14 protein-coding genes are annotated in these 19,765 nt (G+C 56.5%); 6 read left to right on the forward strand and 8 right to left on the reverse strand.

Annotation, left to right across the window (positions count from 1 at the left end; all coding sequences use genetic code 11):
• Window positions 1-11: 11 nt before the first annotated feature.
• Window positions 12-1,067, reverse strand: a complete 1,056-nt coding sequence (gene waaF / locus THTE_RS14340) for a lipopolysaccharide heptosyltransferase II (protein ID WP_095416072.1) — start codon at window positions 1,065-1,067, stop codon at window positions 12-14.
• Between the two features lie 291 nt (window positions 1,068-1,358).
• Here waaF and THTE_RS14345 point away from each other — a divergent pair, with 291 nt between their 5' ends.
• Window positions 1,359-2,327: a lysophospholipid acyltransferase family protein gene (locus THTE_RS14345; RefSeq protein ID WP_095416073.1), complete on the forward strand. Its 969-nt coding sequence runs from the start codon at window positions 1,359-1,361 to the stop codon at window positions 2,325-2,327.
• Window positions 2,328-2,552: 225 nt separating this feature from the next.
• Entirely contained in the window at window positions 2,553-3,833 is a 1,281-nt protein-coding gene (locus THTE_RS14355) for a uroporphyrinogen decarboxylase family protein (protein ID WP_095416075.1), read from the forward strand.
• A gap of 276 nt (window positions 3,834-4,109) precedes the next feature.
• Here the strand turns inward: THTE_RS14355 and THTE_RS14360 are convergent, their stop codons facing one another.
• From THTE_RS14360 to THTE_RS14370, 3 genes are all read right to left on the reverse strand, one after another.
• Entirely contained in the window at window positions 4,110-6,392 is a 2,283-nt protein-coding gene (locus tag THTE_RS14360; protein ID WP_095416076.1) for a nitric-oxide reductase large subunit, read from the reverse strand.
• Between the two features lie 93 nt (window positions 6,393-6,485).
• Window positions 6,486-7,100, reverse strand: coding sequence for a hemerythrin domain-containing protein (locus THTE_RS14365; RefSeq protein ID WP_095416077.1), 615 nt, complete (start codon window positions 7,098-7,100; stop codon window positions 6,486-6,488).
• A gap of 110 nt (window positions 7,101-7,210) precedes the next feature.
• A complete protein-coding gene (locus THTE_RS14370; protein ID WP_095416078.1) occupies window positions 7,211-7,636 on the reverse strand; it encodes an RrF2 family transcriptional regulator in 426 nt (141 codons plus the stop codon).
• A 276-nt stretch (window positions 7,637-7,912) separates the two neighbouring features.
• On the opposite strand from THTE_RS14370, the gene THTE_RS14375 reads away from it, so the two are divergent.
• Window positions 7,913-8,485 (forward strand): hypothetical protein, encoded by a 573-nt coding sequence (locus THTE_RS14375; RefSeq protein WP_095416079.1) that lies wholly within the window; start codon window positions 7,913-7,915, stop codon window positions 8,483-8,485.
• A 74-nt stretch (window positions 8,486-8,559) separates the two neighbouring features.
• Here THTE_RS14375 and THTE_RS14380 read toward each other — a convergent pair whose 3' ends face one another.
• Window positions 8,560-10,122: a glycoside hydrolase family 172 protein gene (locus tag THTE_RS14380; protein ID WP_157732121.1), complete on the reverse strand. Its 1,563-nt coding sequence runs from the start codon at window positions 10,120-10,122 to the stop codon at window positions 8,560-8,562.
• Between the two features lie 297 nt (window positions 10,123-10,419).
• Between THTE_RS14380 and THTE_RS14385 the strand changes: the two genes are divergently transcribed.
• The gene (locus THTE_RS14385; RefSeq protein WP_157732122.1) at window positions 10,420-11,979 is read left to right on the forward strand and encodes a divalent metal cation transporter; all 1,560 of its coding nucleotides are present in this window, start codon (window positions 10,420-10,422) and stop codon (window positions 11,977-11,979) included.
• 57 nt (window positions 11,980-12,036) lie between these two features.
• On the opposite strand, the gene THTE_RS14390 is transcribed toward THTE_RS14385, so the two are convergent.
• A complete protein-coding gene (locus THTE_RS14390) occupies window positions 12,037-13,239 on the reverse strand; it encodes a pyridoxal phosphate-dependent aminotransferase (protein ID WP_095416082.1) in 1,203 nt (400 codons plus the stop codon).
• A gap of 745 nt (window positions 13,240-13,984) precedes the next feature.
• Between THTE_RS14390 and THTE_RS14395 the strand changes: the two genes are divergently transcribed.
• Together THTE_RS14395 and THTE_RS14400 are read left to right on the forward strand one after the other, a co-directional pair.
• The gene (locus THTE_RS14395; protein ID WP_237260154.1) at window positions 13,985-15,211 is read left to right on the forward strand and encodes an inositol-3-phosphate synthase; all 1,227 of its coding nucleotides are present in this window, start codon (window positions 13,985-13,987) and stop codon (window positions 15,209-15,211) included.
• 206 nt (window positions 15,212-15,417) lie between these two features.
• Complete coding sequence (locus tag THTE_RS14400) at window positions 15,418-16,518, forward strand: IS630 family transposase (protein ID WP_095415223.1); 1,101 nt, start codon at window positions 15,418-15,420, stop codon at window positions 16,516-16,518.
• 39 nt (window positions 16,519-16,557) lie between these two features.
• Here the strand turns inward: THTE_RS14400 and lptB are convergent, their stop codons facing one another.
• Window positions 16,558-17,355 (reverse strand): LPS export ABC transporter ATP-binding protein, encoded by a 798-nt coding sequence (gene lptB, locus THTE_RS14405; protein ID WP_095416083.1) that lies wholly within the window; start codon window positions 17,353-17,355, stop codon window positions 16,558-16,560.
• 254 nt (window positions 17,356-17,609) lie between these two features.
• Window positions 17,610-19,409, reverse strand: a complete 1,800-nt coding sequence (gene lepB, locus THTE_RS14410; protein ID WP_095416084.1) for a signal peptidase I — start codon at window positions 19,407-19,409, stop codon at window positions 17,610-17,612.
• Between the last annotated feature and the right edge of the window lie 356 nt (window positions 19,410-19,765).

Genomic DNA, 19,765 nt, shown 5'->3' on the forward strand with positions numbered 1-19,765 from the left:
TCCCGACGGTATCACGCCACGCTTCGAAATTGTGTCCGGCTGATGTATGGCAAAACAGCCTGGAACACCATATCCGGTGATAACTCCTCCATACAACGGTGATGGCCTAACGGGCAACGCGGCTGCCCGCAGGGGACGCAGTCCAGCGAGACTTGGAGGTCGATCGATTCCACGGTCGGATTTGCCGTTACCACCGGCCAGGTCGGACCAAAGAGGGTGACGACCGGCTTGCCCAACGCAGCCGCCATATGGCGGGGACCGCTATCGGTAGAAACCATTGCCGTACAACGGTGAAGACACGATTTGAGCGTCTGCAAATCCAGAGGTTGATCTGCCATTGAAACGACTTTGGGGTGGGACACTTCCCTGGCGATGCGGCGAACGACTTCGCGTTCGCGGTGACCACAAACAAAGAGCACCCACGCGGGCGTACTGGTCACGATGCGGCGGGCAAGCTCGACGAAATGAGCGGGCGGCCAGCATTTGGATGCTCCAAACGCGCCCCCCACGTGCATGGCGATCACAGGCCCGTGAGTGGGCAGGTTCAGGTCTTTCCAAACTCGATCGGCGCACACTTCCCCCCAGAGGCTCAATGGAAGTTCCAGGCGCCGATCGTCGCTGTCCGCGCCAATTGCCCGGGCCAGTCCGAGATAATAGTCCACCATCGGTACCCGCCGGATTTGTCCCCCATCCCGCGGCACCGGCAACGCGTGCGTCAAAAGTGCAGCGCGACCATCCCGAGCATAACCGATTCGTTCTGGAATTCCTCCAGCCACGGCCAGCAGAGCCGTTCTCAGGCTGTTCGTGAATAGGATCGCTTGGTCCCAACGAACAGTTCGCAGTCTTTGGATGGTGGCGAAGGTATCAAAACGAGGATCATCTGTTCGTGGATCGTAATACCAGAATTCGTTGATCCAGTTAGATCCCGAGAGTAGCCCAGCCAGATTGGGACGCGTAATACCGACGATTCTTGCCCCGGGGCCAAATCTGGCGCGAATGGCCCGAATGGCGGGCACAGCCATGACCAAATCACCCAGCCAATTGGGAAGAAACAGGCAAATGTTCATGGGGACCTCCCTGTCCTCGGCTGCCGGCCGACACAGCAGCGCCGTGTTAGACCATGCAGCCGTCCATTTTTGCAATTCCCTCCCTTTTTCGGAAGGCTAATTTTTCAGATTCCTTGCGGGCATACCCAGAACCAGTCAATTTCTCTTGCCTGGTTTCCATTCGGAGTGGTATCTTTCAGGCCAATGCGCAGCAGGTGGGAAGATGGACAATTTGACCGGTCTTCCCACCGCTCCCGAATTGTTTTTTTGCAACACACATCGCAGAGAGCCTCTTGCCTGATTGCCGCCCCGATGAGTCATTTGACACGTTTTGGTCATTATCTTGTGTGTGTGATTGTGCGATGGCTGATCATTCTGGCCCAGGCTGTGCCGCTGCAGGTGGGAAACGCTCTTGCCCGTGCACTCGCCTGGCTGTTTACGCGGGTGCTTCGCGTGCGCTACCAGGTGGCCGATGATAACCTCCGCCACGCGTTTCCATCGCTTTCGCCCGAAGCGAGAAGAGACTTAATCGAGCGAATGTGGCACCATCTTTTTTTGATGGTGATGGAAGTGGCTCATACTCCGCGTGTGCTTCACGAGGAGAACTGGCGCCGGTTTGTGGATCTCAAGAACGTCCGGGAATTGGTGAAAAGACTTCTCGAGGATCGGCCTGTCATTCTCGTCACCGGTCATTTTGGCAATTTTGAATTCGGCGGGTATATGCTGGGTTTGCTCGGCTTTCCCACGCACACGGTGGCAAGAACCCTCGACAACCCTTTCTTGGACCGATTCGTTAACGCCTTCCGTTCGGCCAGGGGACAGCACATCATTCCGCGAGTCGGTGGGGCAGAGCAAATCGAGGCTGTTCTGCAGGCCGGCGGCACAATGGCCTTTTTGGCCGACCAGAGCGCTGGGCGAAAAGGATGCTTCGTCCAATTCTTCGGTCGGCCCGCGTCTACTTATAAGGCTATCGGGCTGCTCTCCCTACAGTACGACGCACCCATTGCGGTCGTGTACGTGAAAAGGCTGGGTCAGCCGATGCGTTTTGAGATGGGAGTCAAAGCGATTCTGGATCCGCGGGAGGTCACAGTCCGGGACCCTGTCACTTTCATCACCCAGTGGTACACGACGCAGCTCGAAGAGATTATTCGGGAATCTCCCGAGCAATACTGGTGGATTCACCGACGGTGGAAGGAACAGCCTCGGGTTAAGAGATGCGCTGCTCCCGAGGACGTCACTGAAAACGAAGTTGATGGTGAATTGGCCCGCAACGTGGCCTGACTCGTGCCGCGTTTTCCTGATGGATCTGCTTTGGGGCCGCCGCGTCAGCGATGCCCCGTCCTGTGTTTCTCGTCTCGCAATAATCATTTCAAAGGGTCTCCTGGAGGGGGCTTTTTTTGAGGGAACTGGACTGACTAAAATGGCACCAGTTTTCCTGGTCGCTGGTATGCCCCGAAATTCCCATCTGCTAGAAGAGCCGGAAGTGGACTAAGGGAGGCTCTATTCATGACACCTCGACAACGCGTGCTCACGGCCCTGGAACATAAGGAACCGGATCGGGTACCGATTGACTTTGGGGGACATCGTTCTTCGGGCATTGCCGCGATTGCCTATGCCCGCCTGCGAAAATTCCTGGGACTTCCGGATCGCCCCATCCGGGTCTATGACCCTATTCAGCAACTTGCGGTTATCGATGAGGATATTCTCGACCTCTTTCACGTGGACACCATCGAGCTGGGGCGAGCCTTTGCGCAGGAACCCGAGTACTGGGTGGACTGGGTGTTGCCCGATGGAACCCCCTGTCAGATGCCCAGTTGGGCAGTGCCCGAACGGCGTGACAACGAGTGGGTCCTGCGTGGGCCGAGGGGACGTATTCTCGGCCGAATGCCCGATGGGGCCCTTTACTTCGAGCAGTGTTACTGGCCGTTTGCCGAGAAAGACAATCCTGATATGGCGGCAGAGGCCCTGAAAGACACAATCTGGTGTGGAATCCCTTCGCCTCCCGGTCCCATTGTGGAAGGACCGGGCGGGCTGGAGCGCCTGCAAAAAGGGGCGAGAAGCCTTCGGCAGAAAACGGATCGGGCGATCCTCTATCTGTTCGGCGGAAACCTCCTGGAATGTGGGCAATTTCTGTATCGAAACGACAATTTTTACATGCTCCTGGCGGGAGACCGATCCCGGGCAGAACGGGTTCTGGATCGGCTCACCGAGGCACATCTGGCCAATCTGGAACGGGTTCTGCCCGTGCTCGACGGCTTGATCGACATTATTGTTTTCGGAGACGATCTCGGGATGCAGACGGGACCGCAGATCTCCCCGAAAATGTATCGGGAACTGTTCAAACCCCGTCACGCCGCGATGTGGAAGCGTGCCGAAGAACTGGCCGACGTTAAGGTGATGCTGCACTGTTGTGGAGGGGTTCGCGAACTCCTCGATGATCTGATCGACGCCGGTCTGGATGCCATCAACCCGGTCCAGATTTCATGCAAGGGTATGGATCCGGAAGGATTAAAACGCGATTTCGGGCGAAGAATCACATTCTGGGGGGGAGGATGCGACACGCATCAAACACTGGCGTTTGGCACACCGGCGCAGATCAAAGAACATGTAAGGCAACTCATTCAGATTCTTGCGCCCGGTGGTGGTTTCGTTTTTCAACAGGTCCACAATATTCTGGCAGACGTTCCACCCGAGAACATCGTGGCCATGTTTGAAGCTGCCTACGAGTTCGGGGCCTACGAATCGTTAAAGAATGCTCAATCGAAAGTCGTCTCGCGGTCGGCATAGGTAGATGGGCGAACTTGGCAGGCTTTTGTAATAAATGATTCGCGGTTTCGGGGTTCGCCTCTGGTTCGGCGCGGGACCACTTGCCCAGTCCGCGCTCGCAACGATTTCGCATCGGGAGCAACTGCATCGCCTGGCCTGAGCAAAAACCCGCTGCAACAGGGTACGTCTTGCACAAGCGTGCCCCTGCAAAACGACCGCCGAGCAGACTGGTGCCCGCCCGGCGGCCATCGCCAAGTCTTACCCCTGGTCGGTCAGGGTTCGTTCTGCCGCTATATGTCAGCCCTCGACTTTCCGCAAGCGTGGGTAGGTGGTGATCAGGAAATACAGAAGCGGCAGCGCCCCCACCACGATGATGATCGTGTCCGGAATGATGCGCAGGTTGCCCAGCGTCTGAATGATGGGGAGTTCATAGAAGGCGGCGCTGCGTCCCCACCAGAAACCGTTATCATAGGCATGCCACACCTGCATGACGCCGATGGGCAACAATCCCGTGAGGAACATCAGGAACAATCCGCCGTTCAGGCCCCAGAAGCTTATTTGCAGGATGCGGTCGTTCCACGCCTTGTTTTCCGTCAGACCTCTCCACGAGAAGAGAATGACAGCGATGGCCAGCATTCCATAAACCCCAAATAGGGCGGTGTGGCCGTGATTGCTCGTGAGATAAGTGGCGTGCTCATAGTAGTTAATAATGGGGAGGTTGATGATGAAACCGAACACGCCCGCACCGAGGAAATTCCAAAAGCTGGACGCGGTCAGGAAATACAGCGGCCACCGATAGGGGAATTCCTGTCCCGCTTCGCGAATGGACTTGTATTCCATCCACGCTCGAACGACGAGCAGAATGAGCGGCACGGGCTCCAGGGAGCTGAACACTCCCCCAATGGCCAGCCAGAAGCTCGGCCCACCATACCAGAAATAGTGATGGGCGGTGCCCGGGATGCCACTCAGAAAGACCAGGATGGCCGTCAGATAGGCAACTCGCAAAGCTGAACTGGCTGTCACCAGTCCGAGCGTCACCAGGAACAAGGAAATGACGCCCACACCGAAGAATTCAAAGATACTTTCCACCCAGATGTGCACAACAAACCATCGCCAGTAGTCGGCGATCGTGATGTGGGTACCGCGTCCGTAGGCCAGTCCAAAGCCGAAAAAGAGCACCACGAAGACCGCGCTGAGGACGTAAAACGTAATCAGGGCGCGGCGATCTTTCTCTTCAGGGTCGGAAGAAGTGCCATTGGACCTGGGCAGAAGCCCTGGGGCGATGCCCCGATACACGACGATAAGCCAGAAAATCAGTCCCGCAAACAGCAAGATCTGCCAGAGTCGGCCTAACTCAAGGTACTCCCAGCCCTGGTGACCCAGCCAAAACCAAAGATTTCCGCCCAGCCGGGAAAGGTATCCCTTGATGCCCAGCACCTCCCCCACCAGGCTTCCTACCGCGACGACAAGTGCCGCCACGAAGAGAACATTGACCAGGGCTCGCTGTCCCGGAGGTTCTCGCCCGCCCACCAAGGGCGCCAGGTAAATGGCGGTTCCCATCCAGGACAGAGCAATCCAAAGGATCGCCAGTTGCAGGTGCCAGGTTTTGGCCCAGCTATAAGGATACATCTGCCCGACAAGCTCGATATAAAATCTGCCGGGATGAACAGTGTAGTGCGCAAGCAGGCCTCCGTTGAGAATTTGCACAATGAAGAGTAGTCCCGCCACCAAGAAAAACTTGGCGGCCGCCCGCTGACTCGGTGTTACGGGTTGCTCGAGCAATCGGTAAGCGGCCTGGACAGCCTGCGATTCACCATAGAAAAACTGATAGCGGTGCACAATGTAGACTACCAGGCCGAGAACAACGAAGAGCGCGAGAACAGAGAAGATCGAGTAAACCAGGGCTTCTGTCGAAGCCCGGTTGCCAACGGTGATATCCGAAGGCCAGTTGTTCGTGTAACTGTAGTTCAAACCAGGCCGATTGGTAACGGCCGCCCAGGCGGTCCAGAAGAAAAACGTTGCCAGGTCCTTGCGCTCTTCGGCCGTAGGAATCGCATTGGGCAGAAAACCGTAGTGAGGATCCCCTTCGGCAAACGTCCGATCCCAGAAGTGAAGTAACTGTTCAAACGCGTATGCTTGAGCCGGCGTGAGGACCAGCGTTCCGGTGTCTGGCTGGTAGCGATTTTCTTTCAGCTCCCGGATGACTGTCATGTCCACCTCGTCGAGTTCCTTCCGTGGCGATGGTGGGAGCTGTTTCCAAAGGTCCTGGGAAGGCTCTCCCTTGGCAAGGTGGTAATTGCGGACCAGGTACCCCATCAGGTGCAGGGTATAGGCTGAGAAATCCATCCCGCGAAGCGAGCCGTGTCCCCAGATACTTCCGTGATCCATCAACCCATACCGCTGGTAAACGTCTTGACCGCGAAGGATCGCGTCTTTGTCCGCAAGAATCTTTTCGCCGACCACGACTTTCGTTGGGATGGGCGGAACATGGTCTTTGGCGAAGTATCCCCCTACAAAGAGGATCGCCATGCTCACAACGAAGCTCACGATCGCCGCGTTGCGCAACCCTTTCGTGCTCATGGTGGCACTCCTTTTTAGCTGCGACTATTGAAATCTCGACCCCGCAATGCGTTTCCCCACAAATCTTCGCTGAGTCCTCCAAGCCTTGCGCATTTAATGGCAGCAGAAAAAGCCGCTCGCTTTCGGCACAGATTCTTTCGCGATGCCCATTTTGGCGAGCAGTTCGTCAGCCAGGGCCGCGTACTTTTCGTGGACGCCTTCGCCCACGTGCTCTTTTTCCGTGGTCTCAAATTTGGCAAGCATTTCAGCCTGTTCGCTGGCATTCAGCGTTCGCTCGGCAAGAACGAAAAGGATGTTGTCCTCTTTGGAAATGTGCTGGCGGAGGAGGGTGACATATTGCCGGGCAGCCTCGGCGAATTTTCGAGCGGCCGCCCGCGAATCGGTTTCGGCTGCTTGGATTGCTTCAACCATTTGCCGAATGAGGGCCCGACCTTGTTCGTGCTCGTAGAGCATGACGCCGGTCGGACCGCCTTCCCGGGGAAATCCCTTGGCCTCAAGGGCGGGAAAGAGGAGGTCTTCCTCCTTGGCGTGGTGGCAATGGTCGGCGAAATGCCTGAAGAAATCCAGCGCCTGGGATGCGAGTTCCGCATCGATTTTTCCGTTATTCGCCGCATGATCGGCGAGCTTCTCCAGAACAGCGAGCACCTGCTCAATGACGCGGTGCTCATGGCGGAGAATTTCGGTTGGTGATTGACCGTGGGACGTCATATTCGCGCCTCCTATCAAAAAGTGGAACCTAAACCAAGCGTCAGAGGGTCCAAGAGTAACGCGTTAATCACATATGCATATCGTATTTTCAACCAAAAAATTTTGGATTGCTATCCGCCCATGCAGCACAACGCGCGCTGGTTTTTTACCAACTCGGAAAGTTTCGTTTCCCGCAGAAACCTGAGATACACTTCCCTCACCGTTGCCCAGCGTGCATGGACCGGGCAAGGAGCCGAATCCGTGCATCGTTCCTGCCCCAGTAGGCACCCCTCCCACCGACTGATTTTGTCGATCGGCTCGACAATGTCGTACAGGGAAATGTCGCTCGCCGGTCTGGCCAGCCTGAACCCGCCCCCCTTTCCCTTTTGGGACTCAAGGAGCCCCTCCTCCGCAAGCTTCTGGAGAATCTTTCCCAGATAGTTGCGGGGGGCCTTGACCCGGCGCGCAATCTCGTCCGCCCCGAGAAAACTCCCGGGAGGCAGTTCGGCGAGAATCATCAGGGCTGTCGTTGCGTGAACCGCGGTTTTTGACATCATAGGCAAAGCTCGATTTTAGATATCCACATGTGATTATAGCCGTTGAAAACGTCCTGTCAAGGCTCGCGCTCAGGCGAACCAGGAAAATTCTTGATCAAACCGCTTCCCGTCCCCCGGTGCCACGCCATCTGCCGATCCTACCCACGGTGCTTTCAAAGGCATTTGAATTTCCATTATTTCCGGCGTACATTGGCTTACGGATGGTGTGGTTCTCATTAACATGGGGCGTCCGTTCAAGGTCTTCTTTGGCCCGAACTGAAAACAGGAGGAACGGCGATGTTCACGCGAGCTCTTTGTCAGTGGAGCGTCACGGTTGTCGGACTGCTTATGCTGCTATCGTCCGGCGGCTGCAAGGTGGCTTTTTCGACGGGACCGATGGGGCTGGAGCCGGTTTCACTCAAAGCCGAGGAATGGAACGGAGTATGGACAGTGCCCGGCACAGCGGGCCACGCCGTTGCACGGGTGGTGGATGCGGAAAAAGGAATCCTTGAAGTGGGCTTCATTCAATCCAACGACCAGGGATTGAGCCTGAAAACGATGAAGCTGTACCTCCGCCAGGCCGGCGATTGGACGTTTCTCTCCACGGAAGCGGAAGACAGGCCCGGAAAGTTCATCTGGTGGAAGGTGAAACGTTCGCAAAACACGTTGGTGATGTGGCCGCCACGATGGGACAAGCTGGCTGCGCTGGTCAAGGCAGGTAAGCTGCCCGGCAAACAGGAAAGTGACACTGTTTTGGTTCTTGACCCGTTGGATAAGGCCCATTACGAGCTTTTCACGTCCGAAAAAGAAGGTGTACTCGTGGACTGGGAAAATCCTGTGGTCACTGTTTTTGCCCCCTCGCCACAGTGAAACAGAGGCGATCTCTGGTCACCCAGCACAGCCCAGTCTGACAAAGCATTATCGTTGTTGATGGGATGGTGGGCTTACTCCTTTGGCTCAGCCCATTCGACAATCGACACAACGGCATTGGATTGCGGATTAAGATTCTTGATCCGCAGGGTGATCTCGCCAGATTGGGTGAAAGATTCATCCAGAGGCAAATCGAGCCATTTCCCGTTATCAAATCCCTGCACTTCCCCAAATGATTTGTTATTGATGAGGATCTCCTGGTGACGACCTCCCTGGAAGTGATCGGGGTCGATGACGTACAGGCGGAGGATTCCTCGTCGTTTGGGTGGAACCGTCAGAGCAATCTGCACTTCCTGTTCGTCGGCTCGGGTGTGAAAGATCGGAAACGGCCAGCCGGTGTAAGCGAATCCACGTACGACCTTTGCGGAGTAGCCCTCTTGGGCGAAGATAAGTTCTTTTTCCGGTCGGCCACATCGGAGGTGGAGTTTCACCCCTCGTTGTTCCAGGTCTTGGGGGTCTGGAAGTTCTTCTCGGTCTTTCCAGTTGACCTCTGTCGGAGAGCGTTTCTCCACCGGTGGGAGTGGGGGGAACGCTTCATGAGGCTCGGTCTGGTACCAATAGACTGTGGAAGATATTTCCAGTTCATTTCCCGGCCTGCTGAATTGCTCGCGAAACATGGGGTGCTCGTTCTTTCCAAAGCCTATGGATACCACGAGCGACTTTTGAAATACGATTGCGTCCTGAAGGAAGAAACGATAGGCGGCCGCTCCCTCTTTGTGGAAGGGAAACCACCCTGTCAGAAGAAAGGTGTTCTCCTCGGGAGGGAAACCCCAACTGAACCCGAATGAGTCTTCGATTCCCTGGAACTCGATTGAGGGCTCAGACTCGCCGTCGATGTAGAATTTCTCGTTTTCATCCACAGGATAACCTGGTCGTCCCGGTGACCTGACGGTCACGTTCCAACCCATGAACTTGCCCTGACCCTTTGCCACCAGGGCGATATAGTCCTGCTTTCCCAGATTGATCAATTCTTGCCGCCAAAAGGCATGGAAGTAACCGAAGTCGTTCGGCAGGGACTCGAGCTTCTGGGCCAGAACATAACTGTAGCAGGGCATCAAGGACCAGAGTTCCTTTCCCGGTTCGACTGGACCGTCATAACGTAGCTCGATGCGTGCCGACTTCCGAAACGGCATCGTGAAATAAGCGTTCCACCCTCGCTTCTTGTTCACAAGGGCCGTTTCTAATCGCTCACGCTCGCCGGCTGGGTCGCAGAAAAAGTCCACCAACGGACACTGCACACTGGGGGATTTTTCGTCATCCCAAAACATTTGCAGGATTAGCTCCCGACCCAGATGATACTTGTTGGGTTGGGCGGCCATGCGCTCCGGCAATGCAAAATGGATCATCGTGATGATTCCGGGACCCTTCAAATCCGCCACCACGACTCGCTTGCTTTGCATGAACTGCCTGTCGAGAGGGGTCTCGATCCAGAGGGCATTCTCGCAGACGGTGCTGCCCGAGGAAATCCGCGGTAGATCGGCAAACGTTCCCTGGGAGTGCGCTTCTGGCATGAACAACAGCGACATCAGCAAACTGGAGAGCGGGACCCAAATTCGCAACAGAGCTTTTTTCTTCATAGTGCATTCTCCTCCCGGTAAGTGCCACGCACGCTTTCTGACCCTCAAAACGTCCCATTTTGAGGCTGCCGTGAAAACGCATCCATCATAGGAAGGACGCGTTCCAGCGACAACCAACTCGGAATTCACAGCCCACCATTGACGACGGGCTTTGATCCCAGCCGGACCTTGCATGGGTACAAACGGCTGGTTAAACTCGGCCTAACGTCCAGCGTGGTCACCCGTTCAACGTTCATCTGCGGCTGGTTGTATCACGGGAAGGTTACCACTGAAGCCACTTGCTGCCGGGAGATGCCCATGACTGCTCGGACACCCACGATCCCCGAGGAATCCAAAGGCCTTCCGATGACGGCCAAATGGGATCCAGAAAAGCTTGCGCAGGAGGAAAGATTCCTGCAAGAACTGGAGAAAAAAAGCCTCTGGGAACGGATCCGCGGATACGCCAAACTCACAGGCCCGGCGTGGCTTCAGAGCGCGATGACGCTGGGGGCCGGTAGTGCGACGGCCTCGGTAATGGCGGGAGCCTCTTTCGGATACAAGCTTCTCTGGGTTCAGCCGCTGGCGATGTTTCTGGGCGTGATGATCTTCGCCGCTCTGGCGAAGGTGGTTCTCACTACAGGGGAACGGCCGTACCGAGCCTTTGGCCGGGAACTCCACCCGATTATTCCGCTCTTCTGGGCGGTCGGCACGATCGTGGCGTCAATTATCTGGCACTTTCCGCAGTATACTCTGGCCGGGGCGGCAGCCTGGGACCTGGCTCAGGTGGCCCAATCGGCGATTGTTGGAAAACCCGACCCCGGAAAAACCGCGCCCGTCGAAAACAATCAGGCGAAGCAACCTCTTCCCAGCGTTTCAAGCACGGGCAACGCTCCGAAATGGCTGGAATATGTGGTCAAATACGGGATCGCCCTGTGTATTCTGGCCATCAACATTTTCACCGTGTGGAACTACGGTAGTCATACCAGGGGCATCAAACTCTACGAAGGGTTTCTCCGCTGGGTGATCCGCATTGTGATTCTGGCCTTCCTGGCTGTGGTCATTTGGACGGGCATTCGCTGGGGAGAGCTGGTGCGAGGTTTCTTCGGATTCTACGTGCCCGACACTCCGGACGGAGTAACCGTGGTCCTTGGTGCTTTGGGGGCCGCTGTGGGGATCAATATGACGTTTCTTTATCCCTATTCCATCCTGGCCAAAGGGTGGGGTAAGTACCACAAGGGACTTGCCAAATGGGACCTGTTCAGCTCAATGTTTTTGCCCTATACGATCGTCACGTCGCTGATCATCATTGCCATGGCCAACACGATTTACGACGGCAAGGACGTGGTTCGCACGGGGCTTCAGCCCGTTCAGGCGGCGGCAGCGTTCAGCACGCTCCTTCACTCGGACCTTGGCCGCGTGATTCTGGACCTGGGTTTCCTGGCCATGACGTGTGGTGCAATCAGCACTCACATGGTGGTGTGCGGGTTTACGTGGTGTGAGATGCTGGGGCTGGAATACACCCGGCAGAGATTCCGCCTTTTCTCTCTGACACCTGCAATTGGCATCCTGGGCGCGGGCATGGGTTATCCGTTCTGGATGCCAATTCTGGCCTCCGCCATTTGTCTGACCATGCTGCCGCTAGTGTATTTGGCGATCTTTTTAATGGCGAACAAGAAAAGTTACCTCGGTGACGCCGTCGGATCAGGACCGGCTCGGTGGATTTTCAACCTGCTCCTGCTAGCCGCAATCACCGTCACGACAATCGGAACCGCCGTTCAAATTAAAGTTCGCGTGGTGGATCCCGTTCGGAAGTTGTTGAATCCACCGGCCGCGGCGAATCAGGCAGCCCCGTCTCAGGAAAAACCGAAGTCGCCGTAGTGTGAGAGGATGATTTGACGTTCCGCTCGGACCTGCGGCAACCAGTTCAAGAAGGACTCACTTTGCCTCACGGATGAATTCTTCCATCAGATCGAGGGCCCGTGCGAGCTCTTCCGTGGCTGCGGCAAAGGAGAGTCTCACATAACCTTCTGCGCCGAAGGCGGAGCCCATCACGGTGGCAACACCTTTCTGAGAGAGAAGTTCCAGACACCACTGGCTGGAATTGTCCACAACTGTGCCGTTGTACCTTTTGCCCAGGTGTCGCGAAATGTTGACGAATGCGTAAAATGCGCCTTCCATTGGTGCGCAGGAAACCCCGGGGATTTTAGCCAGGCGCTCGGCCACGAAATTTTTTCGCCGCTCGAATTCGCGCCGCATCGTCTCCACGCAATCCTGGGGACCGGTGATCGCGGCCAAAGCGGCATACTGGCTGATGCTGCACGGGTTGGAAGTTTCCTGGCTCTGTAACGAAGCCATAGCTTCCGCGATGTCTTTGTTTGGGGCGATGGCCCATCCGATTCGCCACCCCGTCATGGCATACGTCTTGCTAACCCCATTAATCAGGATTGTTCGCTCCTGGAGCCCAGGACAGACTGTGGGGAAGCTGGCGAAAGGTTCCGATGTGTACGTCAAACGGTCGTAGATCTCGTCGGCCAGGACGACAAGATCGGTGTCCAGAACGACCCGCGCGAGCCCTTCCAGCTCTTGCCGACTGTACATTGTTCCCGTCGGATTGGAAGGGGTGCATAGAAGGAGCATCCGCGTTTTGGGAGTGATGGCCGCCCGCAGGGCCTCCGGCGTCAGTTTGAAGCCATTCGATTCTTCCGTGGGCACGATGACCGGTACCGCCCCCGTCAGTTTGACGAGTTCTGAATAACTCACCCAGTAAGGGGCGGGAATAATCACTTCGTCTCCCGGATTGAGCACCGCTACCAGGGCATTGTGAATCGCGTGTTTTGCCCCGTTGGAGATGACGACATACTGGGGCGGGTAGGATAATCCGTATCGGCCCCTGTACTGCTCCACCACCGCCCGTTTCAGTTCTGGAATACCGCTGGCCACCGTATAGTGAGTGTGGCCGGCCTTCATAGCCTCGATGGCCGCCTGACAAATGTGCTCAGGGGTGGGAAAGTCGGGTTCGCCCAGGCTGAGGTCATAGACCGTTCGCCCGCTCGCCTTCAGTTCCTTGGCCTTCGCGGCCATCGCCATTGTGGCCGAGGGTTCCAGTGCCTGAATGAGTTTTGAAACGGACAGGGCCATAGCTGAGGATACTTCTCTACCGAGGGTTTTCGACTGAATAAGACCGCGTTCTCCGACCAGAGCGGGGCACTTGCCCACTGTACTAGAGCGGCGAGGGAAAAGTTTCCGCCTGCCACACGCCGGACCGGGAACGCATTCCCATACATTTGGAAACTCTACATTATCATCAGATTGCGGTTCCCCCGCAACGGGACCGTTCGCTGAATCGTTCCCGGTTTTACACTGGTGCTGAAGAGGCATGTGGACCCGGAGACGCCTGTGCGCAGGAATCCAACTCGACACGTTAGGGAACGCTTGGAGTGGCGGGTAACATAAAGAATTTCGAATCGGGGCTGCGAGTTGGGGTTTTGGGCAACCGATCATCGCGCACTGGAGTTTTGTGACGGGATGTCGGAAAGCCAGCAGTTGCCGTGTCGAATGGCGCGACATTCCCGTCGCGCGGCGCGACGCGCGTTGATCCATCCGGCGAGTCTCTGTTCATTTGTTTGGCCCGTTAAGCCTTTTTCCATAATGGCGAGGTGGTATCCGGTTTGCTTAAAGAGTTGCGCACGCCATTCAGTCAGCACGCGAAATGAAAGGTGACACTCCAGGCGGACGCCCGTGTTTTTCTTGGAGGAGGAAGGCGGGTTGCCAGCTCTTGCTGGCCGTGAAGTACAAGAGTGGAAAGAATGTTAGAATCACAGTTGATAGGCAGGAAACTGGAAACCGAAAAGAAGTACGGATCATCTCGGAGTAAAAACCGCGCATGAACAATATGGTGACTGGCCGGCGAAAAGTTGGTCTGTGGCTGATTGGGGCCAGAGGGGGAATTGCCACGTGCGTGGCCCTGGGGTTGTCGGCGTTACGCAGAGGTCTAATCGACTCTACAGGCCTGGTTACCGCTCTCCCGGAGTTTCAGAAGCTGGGGCTTGTGCCGTGGGGCGACTGGGTGCTCGGTGGGCACGAAATCCGCTCGACTCATCTTCTGGACGAAGCCCAGGATTTTGCCCGAACAAACCGCACCTTCGATAGCGAGTTTGTAGAATCACTGCGATCAGAGCTTGAGGATGTGGAAACGCGGATCAGGCCGGGGACCGTTTCCGGTGCCTCGCCCATAATCACCGGGCTCACTGGACCCGAGGTACCAAAAAACGAATCTCCGGGGGAAGCTGTTACCCGCATACGCGATGATCTCGAGTCATTTCGCCGCAAGAACGAGTTGGACCACGTCGTGGTCGTCAATGTGGCCTCGACAGAACCGCCTGTGGATGCGGAGAAGTTTCCGACAAGGTATGACGAATTTGAGGCCCAATTGCAGCGTAGCCCGGAGGGCTGGCTTCCTCCCAGCGCCCTCTACGCCATCGCAGCGATGCAGGCAGGATGTTCATACGTGAATTTCACGCCCTCACTCGGTTGTAACCTGCCGGCGCTGGACGAACTGGCCAGGCTACAGAAAGTGGCCTACATGGGCTGCGACGGAAAAACCGGTGAAACCCTGCTCAAAACGGTGCTTGCACCGATGTTCCGGGCGAGAAATCTCCGCGTGCTGAGCTGGGTGGGGCACAATATTTTCGGGAATCTGGATGGAAAGATTTTGGACACACCCAGTCACAAGCAAAGCAAAGTCGCTACCAAAGATCGGGTTCTAGCGGAAATTCTCGGCTACAAACCAGCCACGGTCGTGACGATCGAGTATCTGGAAGACCTGGGTGACTGGAAAACAGCCTGGGATCATGTTCACTTTTCCGGTTTTCTGGGCGTGCCGATGGTCCTCCAGGTGATTTGGCAGGGCTGCGATTCGATTCTCGCCGCACCTCTTGTTCTCGACCTCGCCCGCCTGACCGAAAGAGCTGTCCGCAGCGGCCATGTAGGGCTCATGCCGTTCCTTGCGTGTTTCTTCAAGAGCCCTCACGGTACGAAGGAACACGACTTCGGCAAGCAATTTGCTCAACTTATGTCGTGGGTGGATGGACTGATAGCGGGCGGGGGTTAGGCTTTCCTTGCCCGGAAAAGGGATTATCCAACGAACGATCTGGCTCGCGGCCCACCTTGCGGGAGTGCTAGTGCCCCTTCCGGTTCGGGAGTTTCGCGTTTTTGGTAGGGGCAAGAATTGGTCTTGGAGAATTCGGGGAGTTTAGACAAAAAGGGTCTCCACGTCGCGTGGTTCAAAAAGACTCTCAATGACGTGGAGACCGGAAAATGGACAAGGTTCATGTTCGCCCGATCACCTGCTACGAGCGACAAGAGCTCCATAGAATGAAACGACAATTGTCTAATCATGTCAATAGCCGTCATGCGCGGATTGTGCTGCTCTCCGCCGGCGGGGTTCGCAACCGCGAAATTGCCCAGCGGGTCGACTGCACGCCGCAGTGGGTGCGACGGATCATTCACCGCTTTAACCAAGGCGGGCTGGAGGCGATCAGTTGGCATCCGTACTACCAGGCTGGTGGCAGCCCACGCAAATTCCTCGCCGAGGTGGTCGAGCAGATCGTCGAGGTGGCCCTTTCCTCGCCGAAGGCCTTGATCGGGATGACACAATGGTCGCTGAGCAAGTTGCGGGAGTATCTGGTGAGCCAGAAGATCGTTGCGTACATCAGCTTGGAGTGGCTGCGCACGTTGCTGAAGCGTTGTGGCATTCGCTGGCGGCGGACCAAGACGTGGAAGGAGTCAACGGACCCGGAGTTTTGGCCTAAATACCGGCGAATTCGCCGACTTTACCAGCGTCGGCCGGCGGTGGGTCGGCGGATTTGCGTCGATGAGTTTGGCCCCCTGAATCTCCAGCCACGCCATGGCCGTTGCCTGGCCAAAGCGGGGACCAAGCGGGTCGAGCGTTTGCGAGCCACCTACCGCCGCACCAGTGGAGTTCGCCATTTCCTGGCGGCCTACGACCTGGAAACGGGCACGTTGTTGGGCCGGTTCTACAGCCGGAAAACCTGGATCGAGTTCTTGCGATTTCTCCGGTGGCTCCGGCGGCGTTACCCGCAGAGCGAAACGTTACACATCGTGATGGACAACTACAGTCCCCATCTGAAGGAAGAGGTCTGGGCATGGGCCCGGGCGAACAATGTGAAGTTTTACCTTACCCCGTCCAATGCGTCATGGCTGAATCGGATCGAGTGCCAGTTCACGGGACTGAAGAAGTTTGCCCTGGACAATAGCGACTATCGGAGTCATGAAGAACAGGAGCAAGCTATCCGGAGGTATTTGGCTTGGCGCAACGGCCGCCGTGCGATAGCCGTCGAGCCTTGGCGATCCTCCCTCCGAAGAAACGCCCCATCCACCTGCCGCGCAGCAGCCTAACACGCGCGAAACTGTTCGACCGGAAAGGGCACTAGCCAGTTACGTCAGGTGCATGTCGTCGCCGAAGTAGTGTTTGCGGGCTTCGGGATTGGCTAGGACCTCCTGCGGTGTTCCATGACACAGGACCTTCCCCGCCCGGATGACATAGCTTCGATCTGTCACCTGGAGCGTTTCCCGCACCTGATGATCTGTGATAAGAATGGAGATGCCCTGCGCGCGGAGCGAACGGATAATCTCCTGGATTGCGTCCACTGTTACCGGGTCGATACCCGTGAACGGCTCATCCAGAAGAATTATCCGTGGGTTGGCGATGAGCGCCCTTGCAATCTCCAGGCGTCGGCGTTCACCGCCTGACAATCCAGCGGCTTTGGCCTTTGCCAGGTGAGTGATGCCGAACTGCTCGAGCAATTCGGCACAGCGGCGGGTTCGGGTTCGGCGATCGAAACCCAGAAGCTCCATCACCCCCAAGAGATTCTCCTCCACCGTGAGCTTGCGGAAGACGCTGGATTCCTGGGCGAGGTAGCTCATGCCACCCTCGCGTGCTCGGCGGTGCATGGGCCAGTGAGTGACGTCCTTGCCTTGCAGGAAAACCTGGCCGGCATCGGGCCGGATGAGTCCACACGTCATCCGGAAGCTGGTCGTTTTTCCCGCCCCATTTGGTCCGAGCAAGCCAACAATCTCGCCCGGCCAGACCTCGAAACTCACCCCGTCCACCACGCGGCGCTTACCAAAATTTTTCACCAGACCACATGCGGCAAGGATGGCACCCGGCGTGGCCCGAATGTGCGGGCCAACTTCCGTTTCCGATCGGTTGGACTTACCGATCAACAAGCGCATGAGGGGCTCCTTCTCGCACGATAGTTATGCAACGCACACGATATCCCATCAAAGCCCAATTTTGTCAAAAAAACTCTTTCCAGAGAATAGCAACTTCTGGCGGATATGGGGGCGTGATGCGCCGGGGATGGTGTGAACGCCGGGACACCCTTTTACAGACACCAGTACGACACAGTGCGTTGATGCGAGCAGGGGCGCATTCGGGCCTGATGCCCATCGTATTCAGAGCAGGAAATCGTGCTCAACAATCGTTTCTAGCGGACGATTTTCATCCGCCAGAAATTCGGGAAAAATCGGATAGGAATATTCGTCCCCGGTATGCGATCCAGGGAGTGCGGCCAAATGACGGCCAGGGCCTTGCCCACCAAAAGCTCCTCCCGCACGTAATGTTCCTTGGTCCAGAATCGTCCGTCTTCGCTCTGGGGGCTGTTGTCACCCAGCACGAAGTACTGTTTTGCACCCAGGTTGAATTCCAGGGCGTGAGCCGTGCTAAAGAAGTCCCACTGCGTGGGATCAGACATCACTTCAGCGACTTTTTTGCGAAACTCATCGGGCGAGAAGAAGCCCCGACCCAAATAACGATAGGGAGATCGATCCCAATCAAAATCATGCATGACGAAGCCCGAACCGCGCTCGTGAGCGATGTAATACACATCACGGAAAACCTTCAAATGCCGCAGCGTGACTGTTCCCTGGCGAACGCCAATTCGAACTGGACGTTCCAGGTCGTTGAGTGTCGGACCGTGCCAGTCGGTTTCATATTCCACAGTTACCGGGCGTTCATTCACCCACAAAACAAGCTGCTGATCGACGTTGGCGAACCGAATTCTGTAACGTCCTGGTCCTTGTCGGCCGAGGGATGCGGTCTCCACAAAGCGCGGATGGCCCAGCCCTTCAAATGTTGCCCGGCCGCCCGCGAAATCCACCAGCACTCGAAAAACCTGGCCGCCTCGAGTGAGCTCAAGGATAATCTCCGCCCCCGGTGCGGCAACTTCTGCCTCACATTCGACGGCGAGGTCGTTCACCCAGTGCAACCCCAACTGATCACCACGGAGAGGAACGACGCCTTGTCCCCAGGCATTCGCCAATTCTTCGGCGTCTTCCCCCTGATTGGTGTTGTAGGCCATGAAGTCACTGATGAGTTGCGGACGAACCTGACGCGGATCTACCTGCAGCCCCTCACTCACCGCTTCCCAGACTTCCCACGAAGGAACATAATGCCGGTAACGCAACCAGGCTTCGTGGCCTGGAGCCGCCGTGACCGTGTACTCCCGAGTTTGCCGGGATATTCCCCACATGTCCTTCTGCTCTTCTTCAGGCTGCCATCTTTCAGGCCATCCTGCTTCGAGGAGCTTTCTGGCGGGATGGTCATCGTCGTAAACTGGTTGCAGCATGGCCAGAATCTTTGCCGGTGGTTTTCTCGCGATGGAAAACTTCGTTTCGTTTTCCCGACGGATGAAAATATCTCCGTGGTAAATCCTCACCGTTTCGTGCGGAAGACCGACCAGCCGTTTGATGAAGTTTGTCGAGGCATCACCCGGGTACTTGAAGACGATGACATCCCACCGCCGGGGTTGCGACAGATGATATTCGTATTTGGACACAAGGATGCGGTCGCCTTTGTATGAGGGCGTTTGACGGCCATTTTTCTTGTTGGGACCGACGTACATCGTGTAACGGCAATTGGGGCAAGTAGCGCTGATGACGTACTTGCCCGTGGGACGGTTGGTCAGTTTGTCCACTTCTTCGCTGGCGCCAGTCTGAAAAGCAAAGCCGCATTGCTCGCACACAAGGTCCTTGTGCCGCCCCATCAAAGTGGGGGCCATAGAGCCTGTGGGAATGACGAATGCTTCCGCTTCAAATGCGCGAAACAAGAAGGCCAGGATGAGGGCGATGGAAATAGCCTCTGCCACTTCCCGCAACCAGTTAGAGCGAGGGTAGTCTGCCTTTTCAGATGGCCGTTGGGTGGGAGAAGTGCCGCGAGAAACGGCCTTGTCTCCGGAACTGGCCTGTTTTCCACTCTTGCCAGATATCGATGTGTGCGACGCTCCCATTGTCGGTCCGCATCTCTTTTCGGATTGATCAATCAACTGCCTGAACGCGTTCCTCGAACCTGATCCAACTCAGCCACCTGTCCTGCCAATTGGCATGTCCCAGCGGGGCCCTTCAGGCGGCCGGGATGAGTTGGCGGCAAAGGAATTATTTTACCCTAATCTTACGCAAACCGGCGAGCCCAAGTCGTACCGAAGATCGACGCCTGGACGCGCACAGATTCTCTTGCGGCCACTCGCAAAACAAACAATTAAACAACGGGTGCCCCTCAGCACTACCTCAAACTGGCAGGATCATGCGGCCCACGGTCAAGGCGCTACCATCCACGCACCTACGTGGCAGCGAAGGCCACCTCGCA

The organism is Thermogutta terrifontis (genome assembly GCF_002277955.1).
Taxonomy (GTDB): domain Bacteria; phylum Planctomycetota; class Planctomycetia; order Pirellulales; family Thermoguttaceae; genus Thermogutta; species Thermogutta terrifontis.